Source organism: Thermomicrobium sp. 4228-Ro, from assembly GCF_026241205.1.
Classification (GTDB): domain Bacteria; phylum Chloroflexota; class Chloroflexia; order Thermomicrobiales; family Thermomicrobiaceae; genus Thermomicrobium.
Genome location: NZ_JAPFQM010000001.1, coordinates 1,109,332 through 1,133,670 on the forward strand (window position 1 = coordinate 1,109,332; position 24,339 = coordinate 1,133,670).

The 24,339-nt window shown below is 65.8% G+C and carries 22 protein-coding genes; 13 read left to right on the forward strand and 9 right to left on the reverse strand.

Features of this window, described 5'->3' with window-relative positions; all coding sequences use genetic code 11:
• Positions 1-218 precede the first annotated feature (218 nt).
• Positions 219-1,211 carry a CAP domain-containing protein gene (locus OO015_RS05375; RefSeq protein WP_265940203.1) on the forward strand — a complete coding sequence of 331 codons (993 nt, stop codon included), beginning with the start codon at positions 219-221 and terminating at the stop codon, positions 1,209-1,211.
• 116 nt (positions 1,212-1,327) lie between these two features.
• Here the strand turns inward: OO015_RS05375 and OO015_RS05380 are convergent, their stop codons facing one another.
• From OO015_RS05380 to rsmI, 3 genes are read right to left on the reverse strand one after another with little or no spacing between them, the layout of a single operon-like run.
• On the reverse strand, positions 1,328-2,098 hold the full coding sequence (locus tag OO015_RS05380) for an enoyl-CoA hydratase/isomerase family protein (RefSeq protein WP_265940204.1): 771 nt from the start codon (positions 2,096-2,098) through the stop codon (positions 1,328-1,330).
• The gene (locus tag OO015_RS05385; protein ID WP_265940205.1) at positions 2,095-3,333 is read right to left on the reverse strand and encodes a CaiB/BaiF CoA transferase family protein; all 1,239 of its coding nucleotides are present in this window, start codon (positions 3,331-3,333) and stop codon (positions 2,095-2,097) included. The genes OO015_RS05380 and OO015_RS05385 overlap by 4 nt, the downstream gene beginning before the upstream one ends.
• Positions 3,323-4,207 (reverse strand): 16S rRNA (cytidine(1402)-2'-O)-methyltransferase, encoded by an 885-nt coding sequence (gene rsmI, locus OO015_RS05390; RefSeq protein ID WP_265940206.1) that lies wholly within the window; start codon positions 4,205-4,207, stop codon positions 3,323-3,325. The genes OO015_RS05385 and rsmI overlap by 11 nt, the downstream gene beginning before the upstream one ends.
• A gap of 63 nt (positions 4,208-4,270) precedes the next feature.
• On the opposite strand from rsmI, the gene dnaX reads away from it, so the two are divergent.
• From dnaX to OO015_RS05415, 5 genes are read left to right on the forward strand one after another with little or no spacing between them, the layout of a single operon-like run.
• The gene (gene dnaX / locus OO015_RS05395) at positions 4,271-6,007 is read left to right on the forward strand and encodes a DNA polymerase III subunit gamma/tau (protein WP_265940207.1); all 1,737 of its coding nucleotides are present in this window, start codon (positions 4,271-4,273) and stop codon (positions 6,005-6,007) included.
• Between the two features lie 42 nt (positions 6,008-6,049).
• On the forward strand, positions 6,050-7,411 hold the full coding sequence (locus OO015_RS05400; RefSeq protein ID WP_265940208.1) for a GH1 family beta-glucosidase: 1,362 nt from the start codon (positions 6,050-6,052) through the stop codon (positions 7,409-7,411).
• 45 nt (positions 7,412-7,456) lie between these two features.
• A complete protein-coding gene (gene gatC / locus OO015_RS05405; protein ID WP_265940209.1) occupies positions 7,457-7,750 on the forward strand; it encodes an Asp-tRNA(Asn)/Glu-tRNA(Gln) amidotransferase subunit GatC in 294 nt (97 codons plus the stop codon).
• 12 nt (positions 7,751-7,762) lie between these two features.
• A complete protein-coding gene (gatA, locus tag OO015_RS05410) occupies positions 7,763-9,232 on the forward strand; it encodes an Asp-tRNA(Asn)/Glu-tRNA(Gln) amidotransferase subunit GatA (protein ID WP_265940210.1) in 1,470 nt (489 codons plus the stop codon).
• Between the two features lie 3 nt (positions 9,233-9,235).
• A complete protein-coding gene (locus OO015_RS05415; protein WP_265940211.1) occupies positions 9,236-9,631 on the forward strand; it encodes an FtsB family cell division protein in 396 nt (131 codons plus the stop codon).
• A gap of 3 nt (positions 9,632-9,634) precedes the next feature.
• Here the strand turns inward: OO015_RS05415 and OO015_RS05420 are convergent, their stop codons facing one another.
• Positions 9,635-10,375 carry a response regulator transcription factor gene (locus OO015_RS05420; RefSeq protein ID WP_265940212.1) on the reverse strand — a complete coding sequence of 247 codons (741 nt, stop codon included), beginning with the start codon at positions 10,373-10,375 and terminating at the stop codon, positions 9,635-9,637.
• Between the two features lie 103 nt (positions 10,376-10,478).
• On the opposite strand from OO015_RS05420, the gene OO015_RS05425 reads away from it, so the two are divergent.
• The 7 genes from OO015_RS05425 to smc all read left to right on the forward strand — a co-directional run bounded on the left by OO015_RS05425 (position 10,479) and on the right by smc (position 18,780).
• Positions 10,479-11,234 (forward strand): RNA polymerase sigma factor, encoded by a 756-nt coding sequence (locus OO015_RS05425; protein WP_265940213.1) that lies wholly within the window; start codon positions 10,479-10,481, stop codon positions 11,232-11,234.
• A 12-nt stretch (positions 11,235-11,246) separates the two neighbouring features.
• Positions 11,247-11,933: an anti-sigma factor family protein gene (locus tag OO015_RS05430; RefSeq protein ID WP_265940214.1), complete on the forward strand. Its 687-nt coding sequence runs from the start codon at positions 11,247-11,249 to the stop codon at positions 11,931-11,933.
• A 78-nt stretch (positions 11,934-12,011) separates the two neighbouring features.
• A complete protein-coding gene (locus tag OO015_RS05435; RefSeq protein WP_265940215.1) occupies positions 12,012-12,743 on the forward strand; it encodes an SIMPL domain-containing protein in 732 nt (243 codons plus the stop codon).
• Between the two features lie 90 nt (positions 12,744-12,833).
• Positions 12,834-13,769, forward strand: a complete 936-nt coding sequence (locus OO015_RS05440) for a sulfurtransferase (RefSeq protein WP_265940216.1) — start codon at positions 12,834-12,836, stop codon at positions 13,767-13,769.
• Positions 13,766-14,194 carry an inorganic diphosphatase gene (locus OO015_RS05445; RefSeq protein ID WP_265940217.1) on the forward strand — a complete coding sequence of 143 codons (429 nt, stop codon included), beginning with the start codon at positions 13,766-13,768 and terminating at the stop codon, positions 14,192-14,194. Before OO015_RS05440 ends, OO015_RS05445 begins: the two co-directional genes overlap by 4 nt.
• Before the next feature lie 15 nt (positions 14,195-14,209).
• Entirely contained in the window at positions 14,210-15,196 is a 987-nt protein-coding gene (gene galE, locus OO015_RS05450; protein ID WP_265940218.1) for a UDP-glucose 4-epimerase GalE, read from the forward strand.
• Positions 15,197-15,210: 14 nt separating this feature from the next.
• Positions 15,211-18,780, forward strand: coding sequence for a chromosome segregation protein SMC (gene smc, locus OO015_RS05455; protein ID WP_265940219.1), 3,570 nt, complete (start codon positions 15,211-15,213; stop codon positions 18,778-18,780).
• Here smc and OO015_RS05460 read toward each other — a convergent pair.
• The 5 genes from OO015_RS05460 to OO015_RS05480 form a co-directional block, all read right to left on the reverse strand.
• Positions 18,777-20,252, reverse strand: a complete 1,476-nt coding sequence (locus tag OO015_RS05460) for a M81 family metallopeptidase (RefSeq protein WP_265940220.1) — start codon at positions 20,250-20,252, stop codon at positions 18,777-18,779. The genes smc and OO015_RS05460 overlap by 4 nt on opposite strands.
• Positions 20,253-20,258: 6 nt before the next feature.
• Positions 20,259-21,089, reverse strand: coding sequence for a 3-keto-5-aminohexanoate cleavage protein (locus OO015_RS05465; protein WP_265940221.1), 831 nt, complete (start codon positions 21,087-21,089; stop codon positions 20,259-20,261).
• A 10-nt stretch (positions 21,090-21,099) separates the two neighbouring features.
• The gene (locus OO015_RS05470) at positions 21,100-22,161 is read right to left on the reverse strand and encodes a C45 family autoproteolytic acyltransferase/hydolase (protein WP_265940222.1); all 1,062 of its coding nucleotides are present in this window, start codon (positions 22,159-22,161) and stop codon (positions 21,100-21,102) included.
• A 2-nt stretch (positions 22,162-22,163) separates the two neighbouring features.
• Positions 22,164-23,501, reverse strand: coding sequence for a serine--tRNA ligase (gene serS, locus OO015_RS05475; protein WP_265940223.1), 1,338 nt, complete (start codon positions 23,499-23,501; stop codon positions 22,164-22,166).
• 62 nt (positions 23,502-23,563) lie between these two features.
• Positions 23,564-24,085 (reverse strand): HNH endonuclease, encoded by a 522-nt coding sequence (locus OO015_RS05480; protein WP_265940224.1) that lies wholly within the window; start codon positions 24,083-24,085, stop codon positions 23,564-23,566.
• Positions 24,086-24,339: the final 254 nt, after the last annotated feature.

Sequence of the window (24,339 nt, forward strand, 5' to 3'; positions counted from 1 at the left end):
CAGTACTGAACCTCTTCGCCTCCGTACTCCGCCCGAACCGGGCAGCGCTCCGCAAATCGTGTTAGCTAGCCCATCTAGGAATGATGCACCAGGACCCAGGCCCCCCCGAAATCGTAACACCCTCTTCACCCTCTCTCGGCCTCCTCCCAACGTACCAGCCGGGCCGATTTCTTCTCTCGTCGGTCGGTGATGGAGCCGGCCCGGGAGAGGAAACTACGATGCTTCGTCGGTTCGCCATTTGGACGACGGTCGCTGCTGTCGCCTTGGTTACGCTCCTTTCACTCGCCCCCAGTGCAGCCGCGGCGAGCCCGACTGGCTACGAGGTCGCGCCGGTGTTCCGGGATTTCTACCAGCGCTACGGTGGCGTTCCGGTCTTCGGTTTTCCCCTCGGCCCAGCGACGTTCGAGAACGGCTATCTCGTCCAGTACTTCGAGCGTCAGCGATTCGAGTATCACCCCGAGTATGCCGATACCGAATACGCCGTGCTTCTCGGTCTGCTCGGCAAGGAAGCCGCCGTCCGCGAGGGACGCGATCTCCGAAGGGTTGCGCCGATTCCGGGTCGACGCTACATCGCCGAGACCGGCCACAACATCGCGCCCGAATTTCTTTCCTACTGGGAGAGCCGCGGTAGCGTACGGCTGTTCGGGTATCCGATCACCGAACCCTTCTGGGAGAACGGGTTGCTCGTCCAGTACTTCGAGCGCGCACGCTTCGAATATCACCCGGACCTGGCTGGTACCGAATGGGCTGTCCTCCTCGGCCGCCTCGGGGCCGAGATCTGGGCGGAGCGGCAACGTGACGTCGCCTATCAGGGCAATTCGCTGGCACTGCAGCTGGCCCAGCTGATCAACGACCGCCGTCGTGCTGCAGGCATCGCTCCACTGACGCTCGACGCGACCTTGACCGCGATCGCCCAGCAGCGCAGCGACGATATGGCTCGTCGCGGGTATTTCGCGCACGTCTCTCCAGAAGGGCGGACGGCCTTCGATCTCATCGCGGCGACCGGCATACCGTGGCGTTACGCTGGTGAGACCTTGCAGCGCAACAACTACCCGTTGGCGCAGACCGCGGCCGAGGCAGCGCGCTCGCTCTTCGCGAGCCCCTCGCATCGAGAGATCCTGCTCGACCCGCGCTTCACGCACTTCGGCGTCGCCGAGGCGACCGCCAGCGACGGTATGCACTACTACACCGTGGTCCTGATCCAGCAATGACCGGGAGGGAGGCCGCTCGCGGTACGCTTTCCAGCACCTGCGAGGGTGACGCGCTGGTAGCCGCCGATCCGCACCTTCGGGACTGCTTCACTGGCCACGATCGAGCCTGCTGCAGCTCAGAAGTTCGGACTGCGCTTCTCCAAAAACGCGCGCACCCCTTCGCGGTAGGCTTCTCCGCTGTACACGCTGTCCAATAACTCCCGGTACCGCTCGTCCCGCTCGTCGCCCCCACTCGTCGCCAGCTGCAACACAGCCTTGGTCGCCCGGATCGTGTCCGGTGAAAGCGCGGTCAGACGTTCCACCCACTCCCGAACTCGTGCCTCCAGTCGGTCGACGGCGACGACCTCGCTCACGAGTCCGAGCCGGTGGGCTTCCTCTGCATCGACCAGCTCACTGCGCAGGATCAGCTCGACGATCTTCCCCGGCGGCAGAAGACGCAGGAGCGCCCGGCACTCGCCGAGCCCTGGCATGACGCCGAGCCGGGCGATCGGCAGTCCCAACCGAGCATCCTCGGTCGCGATCCGGAGATCGCACGCCGCAGCCAGCTCGAGACCACCGCCGACCGCGATACCGCGGATGACGGCGATCACTGCCTGCGGCGCCTCTATGATGGCGCGGAGTGCCTCCGCGACAGCTGCATCGTATGTTGCAGCTGCCGCACCGCCGGTCCGCAACACCGGAAACTCGTGAATATCCGCACCGGCGCTGAAGGCACGTTCCCCTGCACCGCGCAGGATCAGCACACGGATATCCCGATCGGTGCTGAACGCGCGAACCAGCCGTGCCAGTTCCCGCCACATCGCGAAAGTCAGCGCATTCAACGATTGCGGCCGGTTCAGCACGATCGTCGCGACTGGTCCACTGCGTTCGACGAGCAACTCGTTCATCGGGCAGCTCGCTCTCGCGTCACTGGTCCGAGCACGACCGCGCCTTCCTGAGCCAATGCGGCGATCGTCGCCTCGTCGTACCCGAGCTCCGCCAGAATCTCCGCAGTGTGTTGGGCGAGCAGCGGCGGAGAGTGGCGGATGACCGGCGGTGTCTGGGACAAGTCGATCGCCGGTCCGACCAGCCGGATCTGACCGGCCAGTGCATGCTCGACAGTCCGCACGATACCGAGGTAGTGCACCGGCTCGCTCTCCAGCGCCTGTCCGACTGTCCAGATCGGTCCACACGCCACACCGGCGCGACTGAGTCGCTCGACCCAGCTCGCGACCGTGTCGTGTTGCAGCTCTGCCTCGAGCGCCGCATTGATCGCCGCGCGGTTGGCTACCCGGTCGGCGTTCGTCCGGAAGCGCGGATCCTCGACCCACTCGGGATGGCCGACTTCCTCGGCCAGTCGTCGCCACATTTGCTCGTTCGCGATCGCGATGTTGATGTAGCCGTCCGCGCAGCGGAAGGTCCCGTAGGGCGCTGCGACCGGATGATCGTTCCCCTCCAGACCCGGCTCGCTCCCGTCGGCGAGATAGCGTCCAGCCTGGAAGGTGAGGACACCGATCACGGCTCCGAGCAGCGACGTATCGACCCGCTGCCCGACACCGCTGCGCTCTCGCTCGTAGAGGGCTGCCAGCACGCCGTAGGTCGCGAACAAGGCGGCCAGGATGTCAGCGATCGCGATACCGACCCTGACCGGACCGCTCTCGGGTTTCCCGGTCACGCTCATCAGGCCCGACATCCCCTGCGCGACCTGATCGAAAGCCGGTACATCGGCCCAGGGCCCGCGCGGTCCGTAACCGGTCACCTGACAGTAAATGAGCCGCGGGTTGATCGCGCGCAGGGTCGGCTCGTCCAACCCGAGACGTTGCATGGCGCTCGGACGGAAGTTCGTTACCAGCACATCCGCGCGTGCCGCGAGGTCGCGCGCGAGTTTCGCTCCGTCTGGATGCTTGAGGTCGATCACGATGCTCCGCTTGTTCCGGTTGACCGAAAGGAAATACGGGCTCTCGCCCGCGACGAACGGCGGGCCGTACCCGCGAGCGGGATCGCCCTGTGGTGGCTCGATCTTGATGACGTCGGCTCCGAGATCTCCCAGCAGCATCGTACAGAGCGGGCTCGACACGGCCTGTCCCAGCTCGATGACCGTCAGCCCATCGAGTGGCAGGTGTCGCGTGCGATCAGCGGTCATCGCTGTCTCCCTCCTCATACTGCCCATGTTCTTGTGCCGACTGGATCGTCACGGCGAGATGGTAGAGCTCGCGTCGCGGTAGTCCGGTTTGTCGAGCCAACTCGCGTGCCACGACGCTGGGTGCCTCGCCAGCCGCGATGCGGTCCGCGATCAGACGGCGAATCGTCTCGTCGCTCGGGGGCGCTGGTCGCGTAACCGGCGCTGCCACCACGAGCACGAACTCGCCGCGCGGCTCGTGGCGCTCGTAGAACAGGACTGCTTGGCTGAGCGTCGTCCGCTGTACCTCTTCGAATCGCTTCGTGAGTTCACGGCACACGGCCACCGGTCGGTCGCCAAGCACGTCCAGTGCGTCCTTGAGCGTTTCGCGGAGCCGATGCGGTGCCTCGAACAGGATGAGCGGATAGGGCACGCTCGCCAGCTCGGCCAGTCGCTCGCGCCGCTCCTTCTGACGCCGCGGTAAAAAGCCGGCGAAGACAAACCCGTCCGAAACCAGGCCAGAGATCGCTGCGGCAGCAGTGACTGCTGAGGGGCCGGGTACGACGACGACGGGATACCCCGATCGGGCGGCTGCCTGGACGAGCTCCGCTCCGGGATCGGAAACGCCCGGCATACCGGCGTCGCTCACCAGAGCGACGTCTCCCTCAGCGAGGGCAGCCAACAGCTGGCGGAGACGAGCCGGGCCACTGTGCGCGTGGAAACTCACCACTGGGGTCGTGATGCCGTAGCGGCCCATGAGCTTTCGCGTCTGCCGCGTGTCCTCCGCCGCGACGAGCCGCACCTCCTTGAGGACGCGCAAAGCGCGCAGCGTGATGTCTTCGAGATTTCCGATCGGTGTGCCGACGAGATAGAGTGTCCCCATTTGCCTGCCCGGCACCGACTCCGTATGCTTAGCCGTACGGACGCTCGCGGTGCAGCACCGCTCTGGAGAGGCCCCACGATGGACTCGACCCGCGAGATCACGCTGCAGTCCGGGTCATTGTACCGGAAGTACCGGCCGCAGACGTTCGACGAGCTGGTCGGTCAGGAAGCGATCGCTCGGACCCTCCGCAATGCGGTCGCCCTCGGCCGGGTGGCTCATGCCTACCTCTTCTGTGGGCCGCGCGGTACCGGGAAGACGAGCACGGCGCGTCTACTCGCGAAAGCGGTGAATTGCCTCGCTCCCGATCCCTGGCAACGTCCGTGCAACCAGTGCGCGGCCTGTCGGGCGGTCGCGAGCGGTGCTGCGGTCGACATCGTGGAGATCGACGCAGCCTCCAACCGCGGAGTCGATGATATTCGCGACCTCCGCGAGAAGGTCAAGTACGCACCGGTCGAACTGCGCACCAAGTTCTACATCATCGACGAAGCGCATCAGCTCACCCGCGATGCGTTCAATGCGTTCCTGAAGACACTGGAAGAGCCGCCGCCGCACGTCGTCTTCGTGCTGGCGACGACCGAGCCGGACAAGCTTCCCGAGACTGTCGTCTCGCGCTGCCAGCGCTTCGACTTTCGGCGTCTCCCGATCGATCGCGTGGTCGAGCGCCTCCGCTTCGTCTGTGCACGCGAGGGTATCGCTGCCGACGATGCAGTCCTCACGCTGGTCGCGCGGCGTGCGACCGGGAGCCTCCGCGACGCGCTCGCCTTGCTCGAACGCCTCGTCGTCTTCGCTGGTGAGCAAGCGGCCAACGCTCCGATAACCCTTGAACTGGCGCTCGACGTTCTGGGTGGTAGCCAGCAAGAGCGGCTCGTCGACGTGGTGAGCGCGATCGCCGACCGCGACGCTGGGCGAGCGCTCCGGGTCATCGCGGCTGTCGCTGATGCCGGTGACGACCTGCAGCAGTTCGGCCGGGATCTGGTCTCCTTCGTCCGCAGTCTCCTCCATATCCGGGCTGGCGGTGTCGATCCGCTCCTTCCGGAGGAGAGCGCGCAGCTGGCCCATCGCTTCTCGTTGTCCGAACTCGCTACGGTACTCCGCAAACTCACCGGTTTCGAGGTGCCGGTACCACGTTCGGGAGTCGATCCGCAATTGCTTCTCGAGTTGACCGTCGTGGAATCGATCCTGGCCCTCGACCAGGTACACGTCCAGGCACCAGCCCCGCTCACCAACCAACCAGGCTCTCTGCTCCGGCCAGCACCTGCAGCCCCGGCACAGGCGAAGCCAGCTGCACCACGCGGAGACGGCCGAGCGCCCGACGCATTCCCGCCGTCTCCCAGCGGGCCATCGGGCAACCAGCCTCCGGCCGCGGCGAATGAGGATGCACTGCTCGAACAGCTCGTTCTCCGCTGGGCAGCGATCCGCCGCGAGTTGCGGAGCGCCAACAGTAAGGCGGCCGCACTCCTGGCCGATGCCGAGCCGCGCCTCGTCCGCGGTGAAGAGGTGATCCTCGTGGCGCCGTACGAGTTCCACCGCCGGCGGATCAACGAGGAGAACGAGTTGCGCCGGGTCATCGAGCGGGTTCTCGCACGTCACCTCGGTCGCCCGTGCCGCGTTGTCTGTGTCGCGCCGGAAGAGGTCGCGGCACTGCGCAAGCCGGGCACGAGCGAGGATACCAGCGACCGCGGTGCCGAGGGGACCGAGACTGCTGAGACGCGTAGCGATGAGGACGACCCGTCGGCACTCCGATCGCTGAGTCCAGACGACCGCCGCCGTCTCGAGGCCGCCAAAGCGATCTTCGATGCCGTCGAGCTACCGTGACGACTCGATGGCTGTACGCTGTGCAACGGGAGTGCTTGACCGATGAGCACGCGATCCTTTCCGGAATCGTTCCTCTGGGGTACCGCTACCGCGGCATACCAGATCGAGGGTGCGGTGCAGGAGGATGGCCGCGGGCCCTCGATCTGGGACACCTTCAGTCACACGCCGGGGAAAACGTTTGCCGGGCAGACCGGGGACATCGCCTGTGACCACTACCACCGCTGGCCGGAGGATATCGAGCTCCTGCGCCAGCTCGGAGCGCCGGCCTACCGGTTCTCGATCGCCTGGCCACGGATCTTTCCCGAGGGTAGAGGCGAAGTGAACGAGCGTGGACTGGACTTCTACGATCGTCTGGTCGATGCTTTGCTCGAGGCCGGCATCGTTCCCTTCGTGACGCTCTATCACTGGGATCTCCCCCAGGCTTTACAGGATCAGGGCGGTTGGGCCGAGCGTGCCACGGTCGAGGCCTTCGTCACCTATGCCGAGACCGTCGTTCGGCGGCTCGGCGATCGCGTGCGCTACTGGATCACGCACAACGAGCCGTGGGTCGTCGCCTATCTCGGCCACTACCTCGGCGAGCATGCGCCGGGTATCAGGGACCTCGCAACGGCCGTGCGGGTCAGTCACCACCTGCTCGTCTCTCACGGGTTAGCCACGCGGGCTATCCGGGCTCTCTCGCCGCATGCCCAGGTCGGCATCGCGCTCAACCTCTCGCCGGTCGTTCCGGCATCCGATTCCGACAGCGATCGAGCAGCTGCCCAGGCCTACGACGGTATCCTCAATCGCTGGTTCCTCGACCCGCTCTTCGGGCGAGGCTATCCACGGGATACCCGCCAGCTTTTGGCCCGGTTCTTCGAACCGCCGGAATCCGACTGCGATACCATCGCGGAGCCGCTCGACTTTCTGGGCGTGAACTACTACACGCCAGCGTTCGTCACCGCAGCACCGGAGGGCTCTCCTCAGGGCATTGGCCTGCGTCTGCTCTCGCCCGAGGAACTGCGGGCTCGCGGATACGAGCTGACCGATATGGGCTGGGCGATCGTTCCCGATGGTCTCGAGCAGCTCCTCGTCCGCCTGCAACGCGAGTACCGGCCGCCGGCGATCGTCATCACGGAGAACGGGGCTGCCTTCCCGGACGAGCCGGTCGATGGTCGAGTCCAGGACGATCAGCGGATCGCGTACCTCGCGGCGCACGTCGCTGCCGTGCACCGAGCCCTGGAAGCCGGCGTACCGGTTGGCGGCTATTTCGTCTGGTCACTCCTCGACAATTTCGAATGGGCTCATGGGTACAGCAAGCGGTTCGGCATCGTCTACGTGGACTACACGACGCTCGCCCGCGTGCCCAAGGCAAGCTTCGACTGGTACCGGACGGTGATCGCGAACAGAGCATTGCCGGACGGTTGAGTCACGACGTGCTACACTGCGGCCCGGCAGAGGGGAGGAGTCGCGATGCGGCTGAGCCGGGAGATCGTTGACCATGTGGCGATGCTCGCCCGACTCGGGTTGACGGAAGAAGAGCGCGAGCTCATGCGCGAGCAGCTTTCCTCGATCCTCGAACATGTAAGTCGTATCCAGGAACTGGACACCGAAGCGATCCCGCCGACGGCGCAAGTGATCACGCTGCAGAACGTGTGGCGTGACGACGAAGTTCGTCCCTCTCTGCCGGTCGAGGCGGTGCTGGCGAACGCTCCGGAGAGCGAGGACGGTTTCTTCCGCGTGCATGCGGTGCTCGAGCAGAGCTGAAGGGGTGACGCGGTGACGAGCGAACTCATCCGTCTGACTGTGGCGCAAGCCCGGGTCTTGCTCGATCAGCGCGAGGTGAGCGCGGTCGAGCTTCTCGAGGCGCATCTGGCCCAGATCGAGCGGCTCGAGCCGCAGCTCCATGCCTTCATCACGCTGACCCCCGACATCGCTCGCCGGCAGGCTGAGGAAGCCGACCGACGTATCGCCCGCGGTGAGGCTGCTCCCCTGACCGGGATTCCGATCGGGCTCAAGGACAATCTGTGCACGGTCGATGCCCCGACGACGGCTGGCTCCCGCATTCTCCAGGGGTTCCTGTCGCCGTACGACGCGACGGTCGTCGCGCGACTCCGCGAGCAGGGAGCGGTCTTCCTCGGCAAGACCAATACCGACGAGTTCGCGATGGGTTCCTCCACCGAGAACTCGGCCTATGGGCCGACCCGGAATCCGTGGGATCGGGAGCGCGTTCCCGGTGGCTCGAGCGGCGGCTCAGCTGCAGCCGTTGCCGCTGGGGAAGCCATGCTCGCGCTGGGTTCCGATACTGGCGGCTCGATCCGGCAGCCGGCTGGATTCTGCGGTATCGTCGGTCTCAAGCCGACCTACGGTCGCGTGTCCCGGTACGGGCTCATCGCATTCGCTTCCAGCCTCGACCAGATCGGGCCGTTCGGCCGGACGGTCGAAGACGTCGCCGTTCTCCTGCAGGTGATCGCTGGGTACGATCCGGCCGATTCCACATCGGTTCCGGTACCGGTACCGGACTACCGTGCCGCTCTCACTGGCGACATCCGCGGTCTGCGCATTGGCATCCCGGCCGAGTATCGGGTTGCCGGGATGGATCCGGCTGTCGAGCAGGTCATCGACCAGGCGCTGGCAACCCTGCAGGAGCTGGGCGCCGAGTTGGTTCCGGTTTCGCTCCCCCACACCGAATACGCGCTCGCGACCTACTACATCATCGCACCGTCCGAGGCGAGTGCGAACCTCGCGCGCTACGACGGGATCAAGTACGGGTTGAGCCTACCTGGCGAGACCCTCCTGGAACGCTACCTCCGAACGCGCGGGGAAGGGTTCGGTCCCGAGGTCAAGCGCCGCATCATGCTCGGTACCTATGCGCTCAGCGCTGGGTACTACGACGCGTACTACGTCAAGGCGCAAAAGGTGCGGACGCTCATCAAGCGGGATTTCGATCAGGCGTTCGAGCGGGTCGACGTCATCGCTGCGCCGACGTCACCGACCGTCGCTTTCCGTCTGGGTGAACGGACTGCTGACCCGCTGCAGATGTATCTCTCCGATGTCTTCACCATTCCGGCGAACATGGCAGGGCTTCCCGCCATCGCTGTCCCGTGCGGCTTCGCGCACGGGTTGCCAGTGAGTCTGCAATTCATGGGACGCCCGTTCGACGAGCCGACTCTGCTGCGTGTTGCGGACGCGTACGAGCGAGCGACTCCCTGGCATACGGAGTGGCCGAAGCTCGCAGTCGAGGCCTGAGCGATGGTCTCTTCACTCGCCTGGCTCCGCAATGCGCTCGTCGTCGCGATCGCCTTCGCGATCGCCCTCTACTTCGTCGTCGCCTTCGGTCAGCAGGCCTGGCGGGCGCGGCAGCTCGAGGCGCAGGTCGCCGAGCGGCGGCAGGCACTGGCGGCGCTGGTGGCCGAACGGGACGAACTCGCCCGGCAGCTCGCCGATCTCGAGGGTGACCGCTATCGTGCGTACGTCGAGCGTACAGCGCGCCGGGAGCTCAATCTTACCTATCCCGGCGAAACAGTGCTCCTCGTCGAGTGGCAGGATGCTCCGCGCCCTGTCACAGAGCCGACCGTCGTCCCGACGCCGACACCGCAGCCGAACTGGGCAAGGTGGCTGGAGCGACTCCGCTTGCCTGAACCGTGACGCTCAGGCGTCAGTGGCCGACCGATGGTCGAACAGGAACGGCTGCTGCAGCACGCCGTTGGCGAGTGCGAAGATCGCCGCTTGCGTCCGATCCTTGACACCGAGCTTGTCGAACAGCAGCGAGAGGCGATTCTTCACCGTGCTCTCGGCCAGGCAGAGCGCCTCGGCGATCTCCTTGTTGCTGAGTCCGGAGGCGACGAGCTGCAAGAGCTGCGTTTCCCGGCGCGTGAGCCGCACGCCTGGTTGGGTCTCCTGAAGGACACTCCAGCGCTGCACCTCGCGCAAGAGGAGACCGCTGTAGCTCGCGCTGGCGTAACTCTCACCCCGGAGTACGGCACGCAGGGCCTCGATCAGCTCGTGCACGCTCGCTTCTGATGCGACCAGTGCATCCACCCCTGCCCGAGCCAGCGCGAGAACGTACTCCTTGTCCCCGCCGAGCCCGTAGACCACGATCTTCGGCGATGGGCGGCCGTCTACAGTGGGCACCTGTGGAATGCGTCGGATCGCTCGGACGAAGCGGACCAGTGGCGCGCCGAAGTGGGCCGATACGAGAACCACCTCCGGGTGCTGCCAATCGACGAGGCTCGCAAGGCGGGCCAGCTCACCGACTTCCGCGACGACACGCAATCCTTCCGTCGCTTCCAGGAAGTGGCGCAGGCTCTGGCGTACCGCGGCCTGTGGGTCCGCTACGACCAGCGCCGGAGTCGGTTTGCGTTGTTCCTTCCGATTCGTGCTCGCCGCCAAAAGCGAATACCTTCCAACAGATGTCCGATCCCTCCTTCTGGTGTAACGGCCCGTTCGTGAGAAGCTTACATAGGACTTTCGGTCTACTCGCGAGACTGGAGGGGTGGGCAGCACGGCGCGCTGGTGCGGAGTCGTCCACGCGGCTCCGACGCACACGCTGCCCCGCATGCTGCTGGACAGCCCGCTCCGCTGTCGGGTACCGTTCCGGCAACGAGAGGATGGCTGCGGTCCCATGGTCGCGAGCGATCCCGATGCGACACTGGTCGCAGCGGCGCAAGCCGGTGACCAGACGGCATTCGCGACACTGGTGCGGCGCTACCAGGGCCTCGTCTTCGCTCTGTGCGTCCGTCTCCTCGGTGATCGTGATGCAGCTGAGGACATCACACAGGAAGCGTTCATCCGTGCCTATCTCTCACTGGATCGCTTCCGGGGTACGAACTTCCGTGCCTGGATCTTGCGGATCGCTCACAACGCTGCGCTGGATCATCTGCGCGCTGCTCGCCGTCATCCTCATCTCCCGCTGGAGCGAGCCCCGGAACACCCGAGCCAAAACGAGCCGGCGTTGCAGGTCGAGCAACACGGGCTGGTCGCTGCGCTGGAGGCGGCACTCGCCGCACTACCGACCGAGCAACGGGCGGTCGTGGTGCTCGTCGATGTCGAGGGGCTTTCGTACGAGGAAGCAGCGGACGTGCTCGACGTTCCAGTCGGAACAGTGAAGTCGCGGCTCGCCCGGGCACGGGTGCGGCTCCGTGCCTCGCTGGAGGCTGACCCGCGCGCGAGGGAACTGCTCGTGCTTACGGGACGTCCTCCTCATGACGTCGGGTCAGCAGGGCAGAATCCGGCGTCGGATGCAGAATGAGGTGGGTTGACGATGACGCTCGGAACCAACCATCTCTCCGACGAACAACTGGCACTCCTGGCGACCGACGTACCGGAACCGGCGCTCGCTACTCACCTCGAGTCATGCGCCGCATGCCGCGCACGCTTGGAGCAGTACCAGGCCCTCGTGAGTGCGCTGCGGACGCTTCCGCGACCAGCGTTGCCACGCGATTTCGTGTTCGACCCGCAGTCAGTAGCCAGGCTCCGCTCCGCGCCCTGGTGGTGGCGCTATCGTTTCCCGATCCGGGTAGCGACCCTGCTCGCTGCCACGTTTCTCCTCCTGCTCGTCACCAGTGCAGTCGTGCTCGTTCCATCGGGTACGCCGTCGAACGAACGCGTCGCGATCGAGGAGCGTTCGCCGGCAGCAGCCGCAACGGACGTGGGGTCGACACCGACCCTCACCGAGGCAGGTGCTGGCGAGGAAGTCGCACCTGCGATTCAGGCGCTTGCAGCTTCTCCGACAGCGTCGAGTGAGCGGACTGCGACAGTGCAGACGAAGGTGCCCTCAGCTACTCCGCCTCTCGATGAACACGAGACGAGCGTGCTGCTCGGAGCGTTCGGCCACCTGCTCCTGTACGGTGCGATCGGTGCCCTGGCGATCGTCACGATCCTCGGCTTCGTCATCGGTTTCGTGCTTCCGCTCGTGCGGCGACCGCCGCAGTCGTTTCGGCTGCCGTGACCCGATCGGAACCGAGAGGAGCTCTCGGACGTCTTTCTCTCGGAACAGGAACGGAGTCGTTTCGAGAGGATGGCAGGTATGACACGAAGGTGGCTCGCTGGTATCGTCGCGCTCGTATCGCTGGCTGTGCTCGGGTTGGTTCTCAACGTCTTCAGCTCCTTGCCGGCGACGGACGGAGCGGCTGCCCAGGGAACCGCGACGAACGAGCGCGTGATCAGTGTTTCGGGTGAGGGGAGGGTGACGGTCGCACCGGACATCGCGACGCTCACGCTTGGCGTGGAGGTGTTCGACAGGGACGCGGCCGTTGCGCAACAGGCCGTGGCTGACCGGATGACCGCTGTGCTTGCGGTGTTCCGGCAGGCCGGAATTCCGGACAACTCGGTCAAGACTGTCCTCTACACGATCTCGGTCGAGCGCGACTGGCAGCAACCCGCTGCACCGGTCACCGGCTATCGCGTCACGCAGCTCATCGAAGTCCAGGTGCGACCGATCGATCGGGTGGGCCCACTCTTGACGGAGGCAGTCCAGGCTGGGGCGAACGTGGTGCAGCAGGTGAGCTTTTCGCTCGCGAACCCAGCTGCTGCGCTCCGTCAGGCTCGCGAACTCGCTGTCCGTGACGCGCACGACAAGGCAGCGCAGCTCGCTCAGCTGACGGGTGTCGGTTTGGGCGAGCCGGTACGGATCGTCGAGTCGGCGGCGGCGCCGCCAGTTCCCGTGCCGGCTGCCCGGGAAGCGCCGGGGGCTGCTCCGGTTCCTGCCGGTGAGGCGGTGGTCACGGTCTCGGTCTCGATCGACTACGCGATCCGCTGAACGCTCCGGGTAGGATTGAGCGGGCGACGAGCGGAACGAGCCGCTCTCGCCCCATCGCGTGCTGGACTGTTCCGGTGAACTGGAGCGGCGATGCAGCTGACGCGGCGCTCGTTCCTATTCGGGATCGGTGGGCTCATCGTGGGTGGCTGTCGGCGTCGTGTCGCTGCTGTGTCGCTGGCGCCGGCGGCGACTTACCCAGGTGGCCGGTATCTCATCGAAGTCAGTGAACTCCGCGATCGTCTCGGTGAACCGGGGCTGATCGTCCTGGATGCGAGTCCGTTGCGTGACTTTCTCGCCGGCCACGTACCCGGTGCTCGTCACGTCTGGTGGCAGGACACGGTCGAAGTGCACAACGAGGTCTATGGGATGCTGGTCGGCGAACCGCGACGCAGTCAGCTCTTGCACGAGATCGGTCTGGATGCGACCGACGAGGTCGTCGTCTACGAGCGGGGAGATGGTCGTGGTGCCTGTCGCTGGTTCTGGTTCCTGCATGCGGTCGGCTTCGGCCGCGTCCGGTTGCTCCATGGTGGCTTCGCTGCCTGGGTCGCGGCAGGCTTGCCGGTCTCGCGCCGTCTCCCACCCCGTGCACCGGCCGGGACGTTCCAGGCTACGCTCCGCTATGAGGTGCTGGCTGAACTTCCCGATGTCCTCGCTGCACTCGAGGATCCAGCAGCTCGGATCCTGGACAACCGGAGCGAGACGGAGCAGGCGGAGACGTGGCAGGGGCGCTTGCGACGTGGGCGTATTCCTGGGTCGGTCTCCGTTCCCTGGCCGTCGTTGCTTGCCGGTGACCCGCCGGTCGCGTTTCGCCCACCGGAGGAACTCGCCGCGCTGTATCAGGCAGCTGGTCTCCAGCACGAGCAACGCGTTCTGGTGACCGGTCTCCACAGTCCCAATGCGGCGATCAGTTACGTGTCGTTGCGCCTGCTCGATGTTCCGAACGTTCGGGTCTACGACGGATCGTGGGCACAATGGGGTGCGATCAACGACCTGCCGATCGAGCCGCTGACTGCCTCGAGGCCGTGATCGAAGATCCAGCCGGTTCGCTCGTCCGGCACATGTACGATCCGGCCAGCGGGACGTGGCGCACGTTCCCGCATCCGCACGCGAGGCGTCCCTGGCCGGCGAACTATGGCTACCTCGTGGGCACGTACAATCCTTCCGACGATGACGCGCTGGATGTCATCGTCCTCGCCGGTGAGCCGCTACCGACTGGAACGCGGGTGACCGTCCGACCGGTCGGACTGCTCCGGCGGGCCAGTGGCGATGACAAGATCGTCGCTGTACGGTGCGACGATCCACGGTATGGCTCGGTGCGGCGACTCGCTGAGGTACCAGCTGAAGATCTCGACCGCATTCTGGGCTGGTTCGCAGATTGGGAGCAGCCACCGCCGGAGCTGGCCGACGAACAGGCTGCCTGGGCGACCATCGAGGCCGCACGCTGCTCGTGAGGAGGAGATCGCAGGATGTCGTCCTTCAGAGTCCTCGTAACGGGTGGAGCTGGGTACGTCGGCTCCTTCACCGTGCGGGCGCTTCAGGAGGCCGGGTACGAGGTCATCGTCTACGACAACCTCCAGCAAGGCCACCGCGCGGCCGTCTGCGCGCCGCTCGTCGTCGGCGAACTCGTCGACCGGGAAGCGGTGTTCGCCTGTTTCCGACGCTGGCGCTTCGATGCGGTGGTGCACCTGGCTGCCTACACCTCGGTGCGCGAGTCAGTGGAAAACCCCAAGAAGTACGTCGTCCACAACGTCGGTGGATCGATCGTCTTGCTCGATGCCTGCCTCGCTCATGACGTCCCATACGTCGTGTTTTCGTCGACTTCGGAAGTCTACGGCGAGGCGCGCTACTTGCCGCTGGACGAGGATCATCCGACCGAGCCGACGAACCCCTACGGTGCGACGAAGCTCCAGGTAGAGCAGTATCTGCGTTGGTACGATGCTGCGTATGGCCTGCGCTCGATCAGCTTGCGCTACTTCAATGCCGCTGGAGCTGCGCTCGATGGTTCGATGGGCGAAGACCACCGGCCGGAGGAACACCTGATCCCGAATGCGATCCGCGGTGCACTCGGCTTGCAGCCATTTCGCCTCACTTCCGCGCCAGTCGAGACACCCGACGGCACCACGATCCGCGACTACGTCCACGTCCTCGATCTCGCCGAAGCGCATGTCCGAGCGCTCGAGGCGCTCCGTCGGGGCTATCCGACGGACGTGATCAATCTCGGGAGCGGTGTCGGCTATTCCACGCGCCAGATCGTCGAGCTGGTGCAGGAGTTGACCGGTGTCCGCTTCCCGATCGAGCGGGGCGAGCCGCGTCCGGGGGAGCCCCCCGTCAAGTACGCGAGTTTCGCCAAGGCGGAACGGGTGCTCGGCTGGCGACCCCGTTACGGGATCGAGGAGATCATCGCCTCAGCGGTTCGCTGGCACACCCGCTTCCCCACCGGATATCCCGATTGAGCGGTGAGCGACCGATGGGCATCCGTCTGACCCGTTTATCCGTCATCGGGTTCAAGAGTTTCGCTGATCCGCTCGAGCTGGTCTTCGATCCCGGTATCACCGCGATCGTCGGCCCCAACGGATCCGGCAAATCGAATCTGGCCGAGGCGATCGCTTGGGTACTGGGCGAGCAGAGCAGTGCGGCTGTCCGCAGTCGCCGGGCCGAGGACGTCATCTTCGCTGGTGGCCCGGGACGGGCTCCGCTCGGTATGGCCGAGGTAACGCTCGTGCTCGAGCAGGACAACGAGGAACTGGGCCTGCCCTTCCGCGAGGTCAGCCTGACCCGTCGAGTGTTCCGCGATGGGGAAAGCCAGTATCTCATTAACGGGGCACGTGCTCGCTTGCGTGACGTCCTCCGTATCGCTGCGACGCTTCGCGCCGACTGGATCATCGTGCGGCAAGGTGCGGTCGATGCGCTGCTCGACCAACGGCCGGCGGAACGCCGCGACTACCTGGAACACGCAGCAGGCCTCTCGGCTCTCCGCTTGCGTCAGGCCGAGGCGCGCCAGCAGCTCAGCGAGGCCGAGCAGCACGCCCGGCGACTGGAGGATCTCCTGCACGAACTCGAGCCGCACGTGCAGGCCCTGGCCACAGCTGCTGAGCGAGCACGCGAGGCGCTCGCACTCCGCGACACGCTGCGCGAGACGACTCTCCGCCTGTTCGCAGCCCGCTGGCGGCATGTGCAGCGCGAGATGGAGCACCTGCGCGAGCGCCTCGCAGAACTGGAAGAGCAACGGCGCGCGTTGCAGCCCCTGCTCGAGGATCGAACACGTTCCCTGGCTGCCCACCGTGCCGAGTGCGAGACGCTCCGGATGCGATACGACGAGATCGCTCGACTCCGGCACGAGCGCGAGCGTGCCGTGGAGATGCTCCAGCACCGGGCGCAACTGGCCCGAACGCGAGCGGCGGCGCTCGCCGCACAGCTTCAGACACTCGCCGGCGATCGTGATCGGGTGGCTGAAGAGCTGGAGATGCTCCGTGCGGAAACGCAGCGGCTCGAGGCCCTGTCGCGCACGATCGGCGACGATATTTCCCGAGTGCAGGATGCGCTCGATCGGCAGGAACAGCTTCTCGCTGAGCGACGAGAACGAGCCCGCGTGGTCCGTGCTGAGCTGGCGGCACTCGAGCAGGAGTTGCGACGGGCTGCCGTGGCCCGCGAGCAGTGTGCCCGCGAGCAGGCTGCGCTCGTCGCGGCAAGTGAGGCTCGCCGCCAGGAGCTGGCGCGGCTCGAGGCGCTGCACCGGCAACTCGAGGAGGAATGGTCAGCTCGAGAACGGGAACGGACCGAGCTGGCGAACCGCTCGGCGGTGCTCGAGGCGCGTCTGTCCGCCGCACGTGCCGACGTCGAACGCTGGTCAGCACAGGTGGCGCAGCGCCGCACGGAACGCGAACAGCGACAGCAAGTGGTGCAGGAGCTGGAGCGGGAGCTGACGGTCACGCGAACCAGGCTCGAGGCACTCGTGCATGCGCTGGAACACGAGCTCGTCGCCCACTCGACACGGGCGGTGCTCTCGGCAGCGAAACGCGGCCAGCTGACCGGCGTCGTGGGCACGCTTGGCGCGCTCCTGGACGTTCCGGCCGAGCTGGAACAGGCGATCGAAGCCGTGCTCGGTGGCCATCTTTCTGACCTCGTCGTCGAGCGCTGGGCCGATGCTGAAGCTGCCATCGCCTTCCTCAAGGAGAACCGGGCTGGTCGTGCGACCTTCCACCCGCTCGATACCGTACGCGCCGTTCCACCCGGCCGCGCGCCGCTCGTGCTCGGTGAACCCGGGGTCATCGGTGTCGCTGCGGAACTGGTGTCGGCGTCGCCCGAACTCGGCCCGATCGTCCAGTCGTTGCTCGGGCGGGTGCTCGTGGTCACCGACCTCGCGACGGCGCGGCGGGTGCTTCATGACCTACCACCTGGCTGGGTAGTCGTGACGCGCGAAGGCGAGCTCGCTCGCCCGACTGGCGCAGTAACCGGCGGGGCTGGCCGGCCTCGCGACCGTGGCGTACTCGCGTCGGCGCGCGAGCGCCGTGCGTTGACTGCCCGCATCGATCGCCTCGCGGCGCACCTCGCTGAGGCCCAACGCGAGGCCGAGTCGGCTGACGACGCGTACGAGCACGCCCGTGCGTGCGCGGCGTCGGCCGAGGATACCCTCCGTGCCCTCGAGCACGAGTACCGCGAGCTACTCGCGCAACGGGAGCGTCTGGAGCGGGAGCAGCGCGCCTTCTGCGAGCCTCTCCGGCAGCAGGAACAGACGATCGAGGAACTGCGCACGGTCGTCGAGCGAGAGACACAACGGATCGCCGAACTGGCTGAAGAGGAAGCGGCGCTCGTTGCAGCGCTCGAGGCGCTGGAGAGCCGGCAACGTTCCCTGACTGCCGAGCTGCAGGCTGTCGAGGCGCCGGATCCCGACCGAGAGCGACTCGCTGCGACACTCGTGACACTGCGCGAACGCCTGGAAGCTGTGACGCGCGAGCATGCCCAGATCGACCGGCAGATCGCTCGCCTCGAGGCGACGGTCGCTGAATACGAAGCGCGTGCTGCTGTACTGGTGCGCGAGCATCTGGCGGCGCTCACCGAGGCGGAGCGAGCGGAAGAAGAGGCGTCCGCGCTCGCGGGCGAACTCGCTCAACTCGAACTCCGCTCCGCGGCACTCGGGGACGCACTGCGCCAGTACGAGCAGGAACGCGCCGCGCTCGCGACGGCATGCAGCCAGCTCGAGCACCAGCTTCGCACGGTCGAAAGCGAGCTCGCCCAGACGCAGGCGGCCTACGAGCGCGCGGCCGAAGCCGAACGGGTCGTTTTGGAGAATGCAGCGTGGGAGCTTTCCTGGAGCGAGGATCGCTCGCGCCTCGCCGATGAACTCCGCGCAGTCGCGGCATCGGTGATCGATCCGCCCGAACGCCTGGAGCGGCGCATCACCGAACTCCGGCGACGCTGGCAAGAACTCAGCCGCTTCGGTGAAGCGGCGATCGCGCACTACGAACGAGAACGCGCTCGCCATGACCGACTCCGGGCCGAACTCGATGATGTTCGCACGACGATCCGGACACTGCGCAAACTCTCAGCCGATCTCGACCAGCAGATCGAACGGGGCTTCGCCCGCTCGCTCCGCGCACTCGACCGGGCACTGGAGAAGACTTTCGGGGAACTCTTCGGTGGCGGGCGAGCCCACCTCGTTGCGCGGGACGGCACCGGTGCGATCGAAGGCGTGGAGCTGGTCGTCCAACCGGCCGGCAAGCGCGTGCGCTCGGTCCAGCAACTCAGCGGTGGCGAGCGAGCCCTGACAGCGATCGCCCTGCGATTCGCATTGCTCGAACTCGATCCCCTGCCGTTCTGTGTCCTCGACGAGGTGGATGCGGCGCTCGACGAAGCGAACGTCCTCCGCTTCCGCAGCGTGCTCGAGCGGCTGGCCACGCGTACGCAGTTCCTCGTCATCACGCACAACCGGGCGACGATCGAGGCTGCGGGTACGCTCTACGGCGTGACGATGGGAGATGACGGCGTTTCCCGGGTCGTTGCCCTGCGGCTCGCCGATTATGTCCAACCCGATCGTTAGGCCAAATCGAGTGGCCAGATCGGGCGGCGAATATGCCGGAACGGAAGACGACGGAGATCGCTTCCGGTGATTCCCGGACCCTCGACGAGAACGATCCGTTCGGCGATCGGCTCGAAAGCGGCCCGAAAGTGCCCCTTCCCCTTGAGCGCCACCACGCGTTGCTCGGTCGGCTCGATCCCGTGGGCGCGGAAAACGTTGAGGTCGATCGGCGACTCGGCTCGCTCGGTTACCAGGACGTCGATGCCGTCGACCCGGAGGACGACGGTGCGGCCGAGATCGACGGTGACTCCTGCATGCATCGGCCCAGCGTTGACGTAGCGACCATCCGAGAGCAGCTGAATCGTGCCTCGTACTGCGAGCGGCGGACCGTGCAAGTCGTCTGTTTTACCTCCGAGCGAGACCTCGACGGTTGCGCCGACACCAGCGCGGTAGCACTGCTCGACGACTTCGGGATCCCGCACGAGGGCGAGCGCCGCTGGCCGCACACCTTCCCGTAGCAGGAAACGGAGGAGTTCGACACTGTCGCCGGGGCCGCCGCTCCATGGGTTGTCGGCGATATCGACCAGGACGAGTGGCCCGCGCCGGATCGATCGGATCGCGTCGGCTGCTTCCTCCCAGCTCGCGACACCCCCGAGAAAGCCGGATCGGAGTTCCCACGCTAGCGCAGCGAGTTCTTCAGCGAGCTGCCTGGCTAGAATCGGATCGTCATCGGTCGTGATGAGAACGCTCAATCCGGCTTCCGGTACGTCGGCTGGCGGGAACCCTCCAGCAATCGTCACGTCGAGGACACGACGGTCCCGTTCCAGCTCCGCGGCGCGTTCCATGAGCGTCCGCATCGGTGGCTGGTCGGTCGTCATCCGCTGCGAGGTGGGCAGCATCGGCGGCTTGACGAGCGCAGCGGTGGGCCGGATCGTTCCGTGCAGGAGGCGAACCAGGAGATGCCCGGCTTGCCGGCCACGCTCCCGTTGGTCCAGATGCGGATACGTGTGGTACCCGATGAGGATATCGGCCTGCTCGACCATGAGTGGGCTGATGTTCGCATGCAGGTCGAGGACAGCGAGGACTGGAACGTGCGGACCGACCGTCGCCCGCACGCGGCGCAACAGCTCGCCATCCGCATCGAGGACGTGTTCCGCGACCATCGCTCCGTGGAGCGAAAGCAATACTCCATCGATCGATGCGGCTGTGTGCAGTCCCGCGATGAGTTCACCGACGAGCGTTTCGTACGCTTCCTGAGTGACCACACCGGCCGGAGTGATCCAGACGGCCAGGAGCGGGACGAGTTCGAAGCCCAGCTCCTCGGCGGCATCGATGAACCCGGCAACCACCGTCGCGGTCTCCCGTGCGCGTGCGATCACCGCAGGACCACGTACGATCCCGCAGCGTTCGGCGAAAGCGAGATCGACCCGTTGTGCTGCGAACGCGTTCGTCTCGTGCGAGAGCTCAGCGATGGCGATGCGTGGGCGCGGCATCTCCTGTTATCCCTGGAAAGGCGGCAGACCGAGGAGCGCGCGTGCCTCGCTGGGTGAGGCCGGTTCGCGGCCCAGTTCGCGCGCGATGCGAACGATCCGGGCGACGAGCGGCGCGTTCCCTTCGGCGAGGACACGGTAGGAGTAGTAAATGTTGTCTTCGAGTCCGGTTCGCACGTGGCCACCCATGACGAGCGCCGCGACGTTCATCGGGAGCTGATGGCGACCGATGGCGCAGACGGACCAGAGCGACCCGGCTGGAAGCTGGCGCACCATGTGGACGAGCTGCTCGACGGTCGCTGGCGCACCGCCCCGGACGCCCAATACCATCTGGAACCAGTATGGAGGCTGGATGAGTCCTCGCTCGATGAAGCGCTTGGCCGTTTCGATGAAGCTGCTGTCGAAGCACTCGATCTCGGGCTTCACACCGTGAGTCTGCATCTCCCGTGCCAGTGCCTCGAGGAACTGCGGTGAGTTCGCGAAGACCCGGTCGCCGAAATTGAGGGAACCGGCATCGAACGACGCGATCTCCGGGTGCAGGCGAACCGGAGCGATCCGCTCCTCGTCCGGAACGATCCCGGCACCACCGCCAGTCGAGAAGTTCAGGATGATGTCGCAGCCCTGTTCCCGGATGAGGTCGCGGACGCGCGCGTAGCGTGCTGGGTCGCTGGTGACGCGCCCCTGCTCGTCGCGGACATGGATGTGGACGATCGCCGCCCCCTCACGCCAACAGCGGATCGCTTCGGCAGCGATCTCTTCTTCAGTGATCGGGACGTATGGCGTCTGTTCACGTGTCGTCCAGCTCCCGGTCGTCGCAACCGACACGATGACTTTCTCCATCGCTCCCTCCTCAGCTGAGGGAAAACCGTTCGAAGGGCTGACGGCACGGTTGACCGGCAGCGACCCAGATCTCCCGCTCCGTCACGTTCACGATCAGCGCAGCAATGGTCCGCGTGGTCATCCCGTTACCCTCTGGATCGAGGTGCTTACAGATCGAGTTGGGGCTGTTGGCGTGGTCAGTGAGGATCTTTTTCACCGTCTCGACCGAATGCTGGCCGATCCCGAGTTCGAGAAGCCGCTGCGCACGGTTGCGGCGGAGCTGGGAGTCGAGCGTATCGCCTTCCTCGATCTGCCGGAGCTCCGGGGCGAGCACGTGGTTCGTGTGGGCGAACGGCTGGTTCCCGATGTATTGGAGCGCGGCGTGTCGGCCGGAGACTTCGACGTCGTAGATCTCTCCCTCGGCAGTCGCGATGAGATGGTTGTTCCCGTTCGCTCGTTCCGGGAGCATGGTCGCCCGAATCGCTCCAGCCAGCGAGGTAGCGCGTAACACTTCGCGGTAGAGAAAGAGCTTCGGGACACCGATACGGATATCGTTCCAGAGCAGCGCGTTCCCTGTCGAGCCGATACCGAGCTCGTTGACGCCTTGATACAGGAAGAGCCCGCCGTAAGCGAACGCCACGAAGGCGGGCTCGCCGGCCGGCCGGCAGCGCACGACGTAGACCTGCTCGTGGCGGTTCGGGAGTGCGTCCTCGTTGTGCGCGAGCAGGATGCTTCCATCAGTCGTGGTTGCTGCCGGGAGCGCCAGGCTCGTGCATCCCTCCGCGAGCGGAAGCCGTCGTGCGAGAAACAGTATTTCCTGCAGCGCGTTCAGACTGACCAGCGCATCGACGTCGATGGCTGCAGCGCGAGCGACGGCGTGCATCTCCTCCGCGGTGCGCGGCAAGGCCTCTTCCAGATCGGCCCGACAGCGGCGCGCGATATCGAGTGCGAGTTCCCACGCGATACCCTGTGTCTCTAGGTAGCGACGGTGTCGCGCCACTGCCTCCGGAAGGATCGGGCGCAGTGCCTGACCGATCGTTTCCCCGATCGCGCTCGCTGACCCGCTCGCCTCGATCAGGAGCATCGGTGCCATCCTCAGCCGTCTCCGCGGAGCGCTCGTTCGCGAGCGCGTCGTGCTTGGGCGGGTTCCCAGTAAGCGGGTTGTGGCCCGATCCGTTCCTGCCCTCCCATGTACGGGCGCAGGACTGCCGGAATCTCGATGGTTCCGTCCGGTTGCTGGTAGTTCTCGATGATCGCGATGAGGGTTCGCGGGAGCGCCAGGCCCGATCCGTTCAAGGTGTGGACGTACTGCGGTCGTGCGCCCTCGCTGGGTCGGAAGCGGATATTCGCGCGTCGGGCCTGGAAGTCGCGGAAGTTCGAGCAGGACGAGACCTCGAGCCACTCCTGAGAACCGGGTGCCCAGACTTCTAGGTCGAACTTCTTGGCTGCAGTGAAGGACAGGTCACCCGTACACATCTGGACGACCCGGTAGGGGAGGTCGAGCCGACGCAGCACGTCTTCAGCATCAGCTACCAGGCGTTGCAGTTCCTCGTCGGAGCGATCTGGCTCGACGAACTTCACCATCTCGACCTTTTCGAACTGGTGTACCCGCTTGATGCCGCGCACGTCGCGACCAGCCGACACTTTTTCTTTCCGGAAGCAGGGTGTCGCGGCGACGAGATAGATCGGGAGGGAGCCTGGTGGGAGGATCTCGTCGCGGAACAAGTTGGTCACTGGCACCTCGGCGGTCGGAATCAACCACAGATCGGTTTCCTCGTCGTGGTAGAGGTTGTCCCCGAACTTGGGGAGGTTGCCAGTGCCGATCATCGCCTCGCGCCGGACGAGGAAGGGAGGATAGACCTCGAAGTAGCCGTGTTCGTTCACGTGCAGGTCGATCATCCAGGTGATGAGTGCCCGCTGGAGCCGGACGAGGTCGCCGCGCAGCACATAGAACCGGCTGCCGGCGATCTTGACGCCGCGCGCGAAGTCGATGAGTCCCAGTTCTTCGGCGATCTCCCAGTGCGGCTTGACAGGAAAGTCGAACTGACGCGGTTCGCCCCAATGCCGGACGACGACGTTGCCGCTCTCGTCGGGGCCGACCGGAACGTCGGGATCGGGCAGGTTAGGAACCTCGAGCAGCAGTGCCTGGAGCGGCTCTTCGACTGCAGCGAGTTCGCGGTCGAGTTCCTCGATGCGGTCGCCGAGTTGACGCATCGCGGCGATCGCCGCCTCCCGTTCGGGTCCCGGCGGCATCTGACCGATCCGCTTCGATTCGGTATTGCGTTGGGCTTTGAGCCGTTCGACCTCGGCGACCAGCTGCCGTCGCCGTTCGTCGAGTTCGAGGATTTCGTCGATCGGCGCCTCGGTATTGAGCTTGCGCAGTGCTTCACGGACGAGATCCGGTTGTTCGCGAATCAGCCTCAGGTCGAGCATCTCTCCCCCTACGGCAACGAACGAGTGAACGGTGCACCGGGCGGGCGCACTGTCGGAACGAGTTATCGACTGCGGCGACTCGTGACGTCAAGCTCTGGCAGGAATTTGAGCCAGCTCTCGTGCACCGGCGTCCGGAGCAAACGCTCGACGAGGTAGTATCGCCCCGGCCGCGGCTCGAACGGCTGTCGCAACAGGTGCATCCGTGCTTCGGCCAGGGATTTGCCCCCTTTGCGGTGGTTGCAGGCCCGGCAGGCACTGACCACGTTCTCCCACGTATGCGGGCCACCACGCGAACGGGGAATCACGTGATCGATCGTCAGGTCGTGTGTGCGGATCCCGCAGTACTGGCACGTGTAGTTATCGCGTGCGAACACCTCGCGCCGCGTCAGGCGAACGCGAACCGGCGGACGCTTGACGAGCGTGAAGAGACGGATGACTGATGGCGCTGGGAAGCGCTGGTGTGTCGAAGCGACGTCCTGGTCGTAGGTCTCGAGAATTTCGGCTTTCCCGGCGAGCCATAATACCAGCGCCCGACGCACGGTCGCGACATGCAACGGCTCATAGTTCTGGTTGAGAACGAGCACCGGACGGTGGCCATTGTGGGACGCCAGAGACCCGTTGGATGCTCCGTCCAAGGTGAAGTGACCGTTGTGGCGTTGGAGAGGATCGGTATCGAGCACGGTCGTGCAACCTATCGCTTCCTCACAGAGCAGTGGCGAGTTGCCACCCCCTGACAGTTCTCCGGATCGCATTCAATGATACCGCTTACCGTGTGCATGCTACCACGACAACGGGGGAGCTTAGGCGCTCGCTTCGCCTCCCTACGGCGTTTCGTGTC

Excerpts from the sequence above, each read along its gene's own strand:
- OO015_RS05375 (WP_265940203.1), top strand. The coding sequence starts at position 219 with ATGCTTCGTCGGTTCGCCATTTGGACGACGGTCGCTGCTGTCGCCTTG.
- OO015_RS05380 (WP_265940204.1), bottom strand. The coding sequence starts at position 2,098 with ATGAACGAGTTGCTCGTCGAACGCAGTGGACCAGTCGCGACGATCGTG.
- OO015_RS05385 (WP_265940205.1), bottom strand. The coding sequence starts at position 3,333 with ATGACCGCTGATCGCACGCGACACCTGCCACTCGATGGGCTGACGGTC.
- dnaX (WP_265940207.1), top strand. The coding sequence starts at position 4,271 with ATGGACTCGACCCGCGAGATCACGCTGCAGTCCGGGTCATTGTACCGG.
- OO015_RS05400 (WP_265940208.1), top strand. The coding sequence starts at position 6,050 with ATGAGCACGCGATCCTTTCCGGAATCGTTCCTCTGGGGTACCGCTACC.
- gatC (WP_265940209.1), top strand. The coding sequence starts at position 7,457 with ATGCGGCTGAGCCGGGAGATCGTTGACCATGTGGCGATGCTCGCCCGA.
- OO015_RS05415 (WP_265940211.1), top strand. The coding sequence starts at position 9,236 with ATGGTCTCTTCACTCGCCTGGCTCCGCAATGCGCTCGTCGTCGCGATC.
- OO015_RS05430 (WP_265940214.1), top strand. The coding sequence starts at position 11,247 with ATGACGCTCGGAACCAACCATCTCTCCGACGAACAACTGGCACTCCTG.
- OO015_RS05435 (WP_265940215.1), top strand. The coding sequence starts at position 12,012 with ATGACACGAAGGTGGCTCGCTGGTATCGTCGCGCTCGTATCGCTGGCT.
- OO015_RS05440 (WP_265940216.1), top strand. The coding sequence starts at position 12,834 with ATGCAGCTGACGCGGCGCTCGTTCCTATTCGGGATCGGTGGGCTCATC.
- galE (WP_265940218.1), top strand. The coding sequence starts at position 14,210 with ATGTCGTCCTTCAGAGTCCTCGTAACGGGTGGAGCTGGGTACGTCGGC.
- smc (WP_265940219.1), top strand. The coding sequence starts at position 15,211 with ATGGGCATCCGTCTGACCCGTTTATCCGTCATCGGGTTCAAGAGTTTC.
- OO015_RS05460 (WP_265940220.1), bottom strand. The coding sequence starts at position 20,252 with ATGCCGCGCCCACGCATCGCCATCGCTGAGCTCTCGCACGAGACGAAC.
- OO015_RS05465 (WP_265940221.1), bottom strand. The coding sequence starts at position 21,089 with ATGGAGAAAGTCATCGTGTCGGTTGCGACGACCGGGAGCTGGACGACA.
- OO015_RS05470 (WP_265940222.1), bottom strand. The coding sequence starts at position 22,161 with ATGGCACCGATGCTCCTGATCGAGGCGAGCGGGTCAGCGAGCGCGATC.
- serS (WP_265940223.1), bottom strand. The coding sequence starts at position 23,501 with ATGCTCGACCTGAGGCTGATTCGCGAACAACCGGATCTCGTCCGTGAA.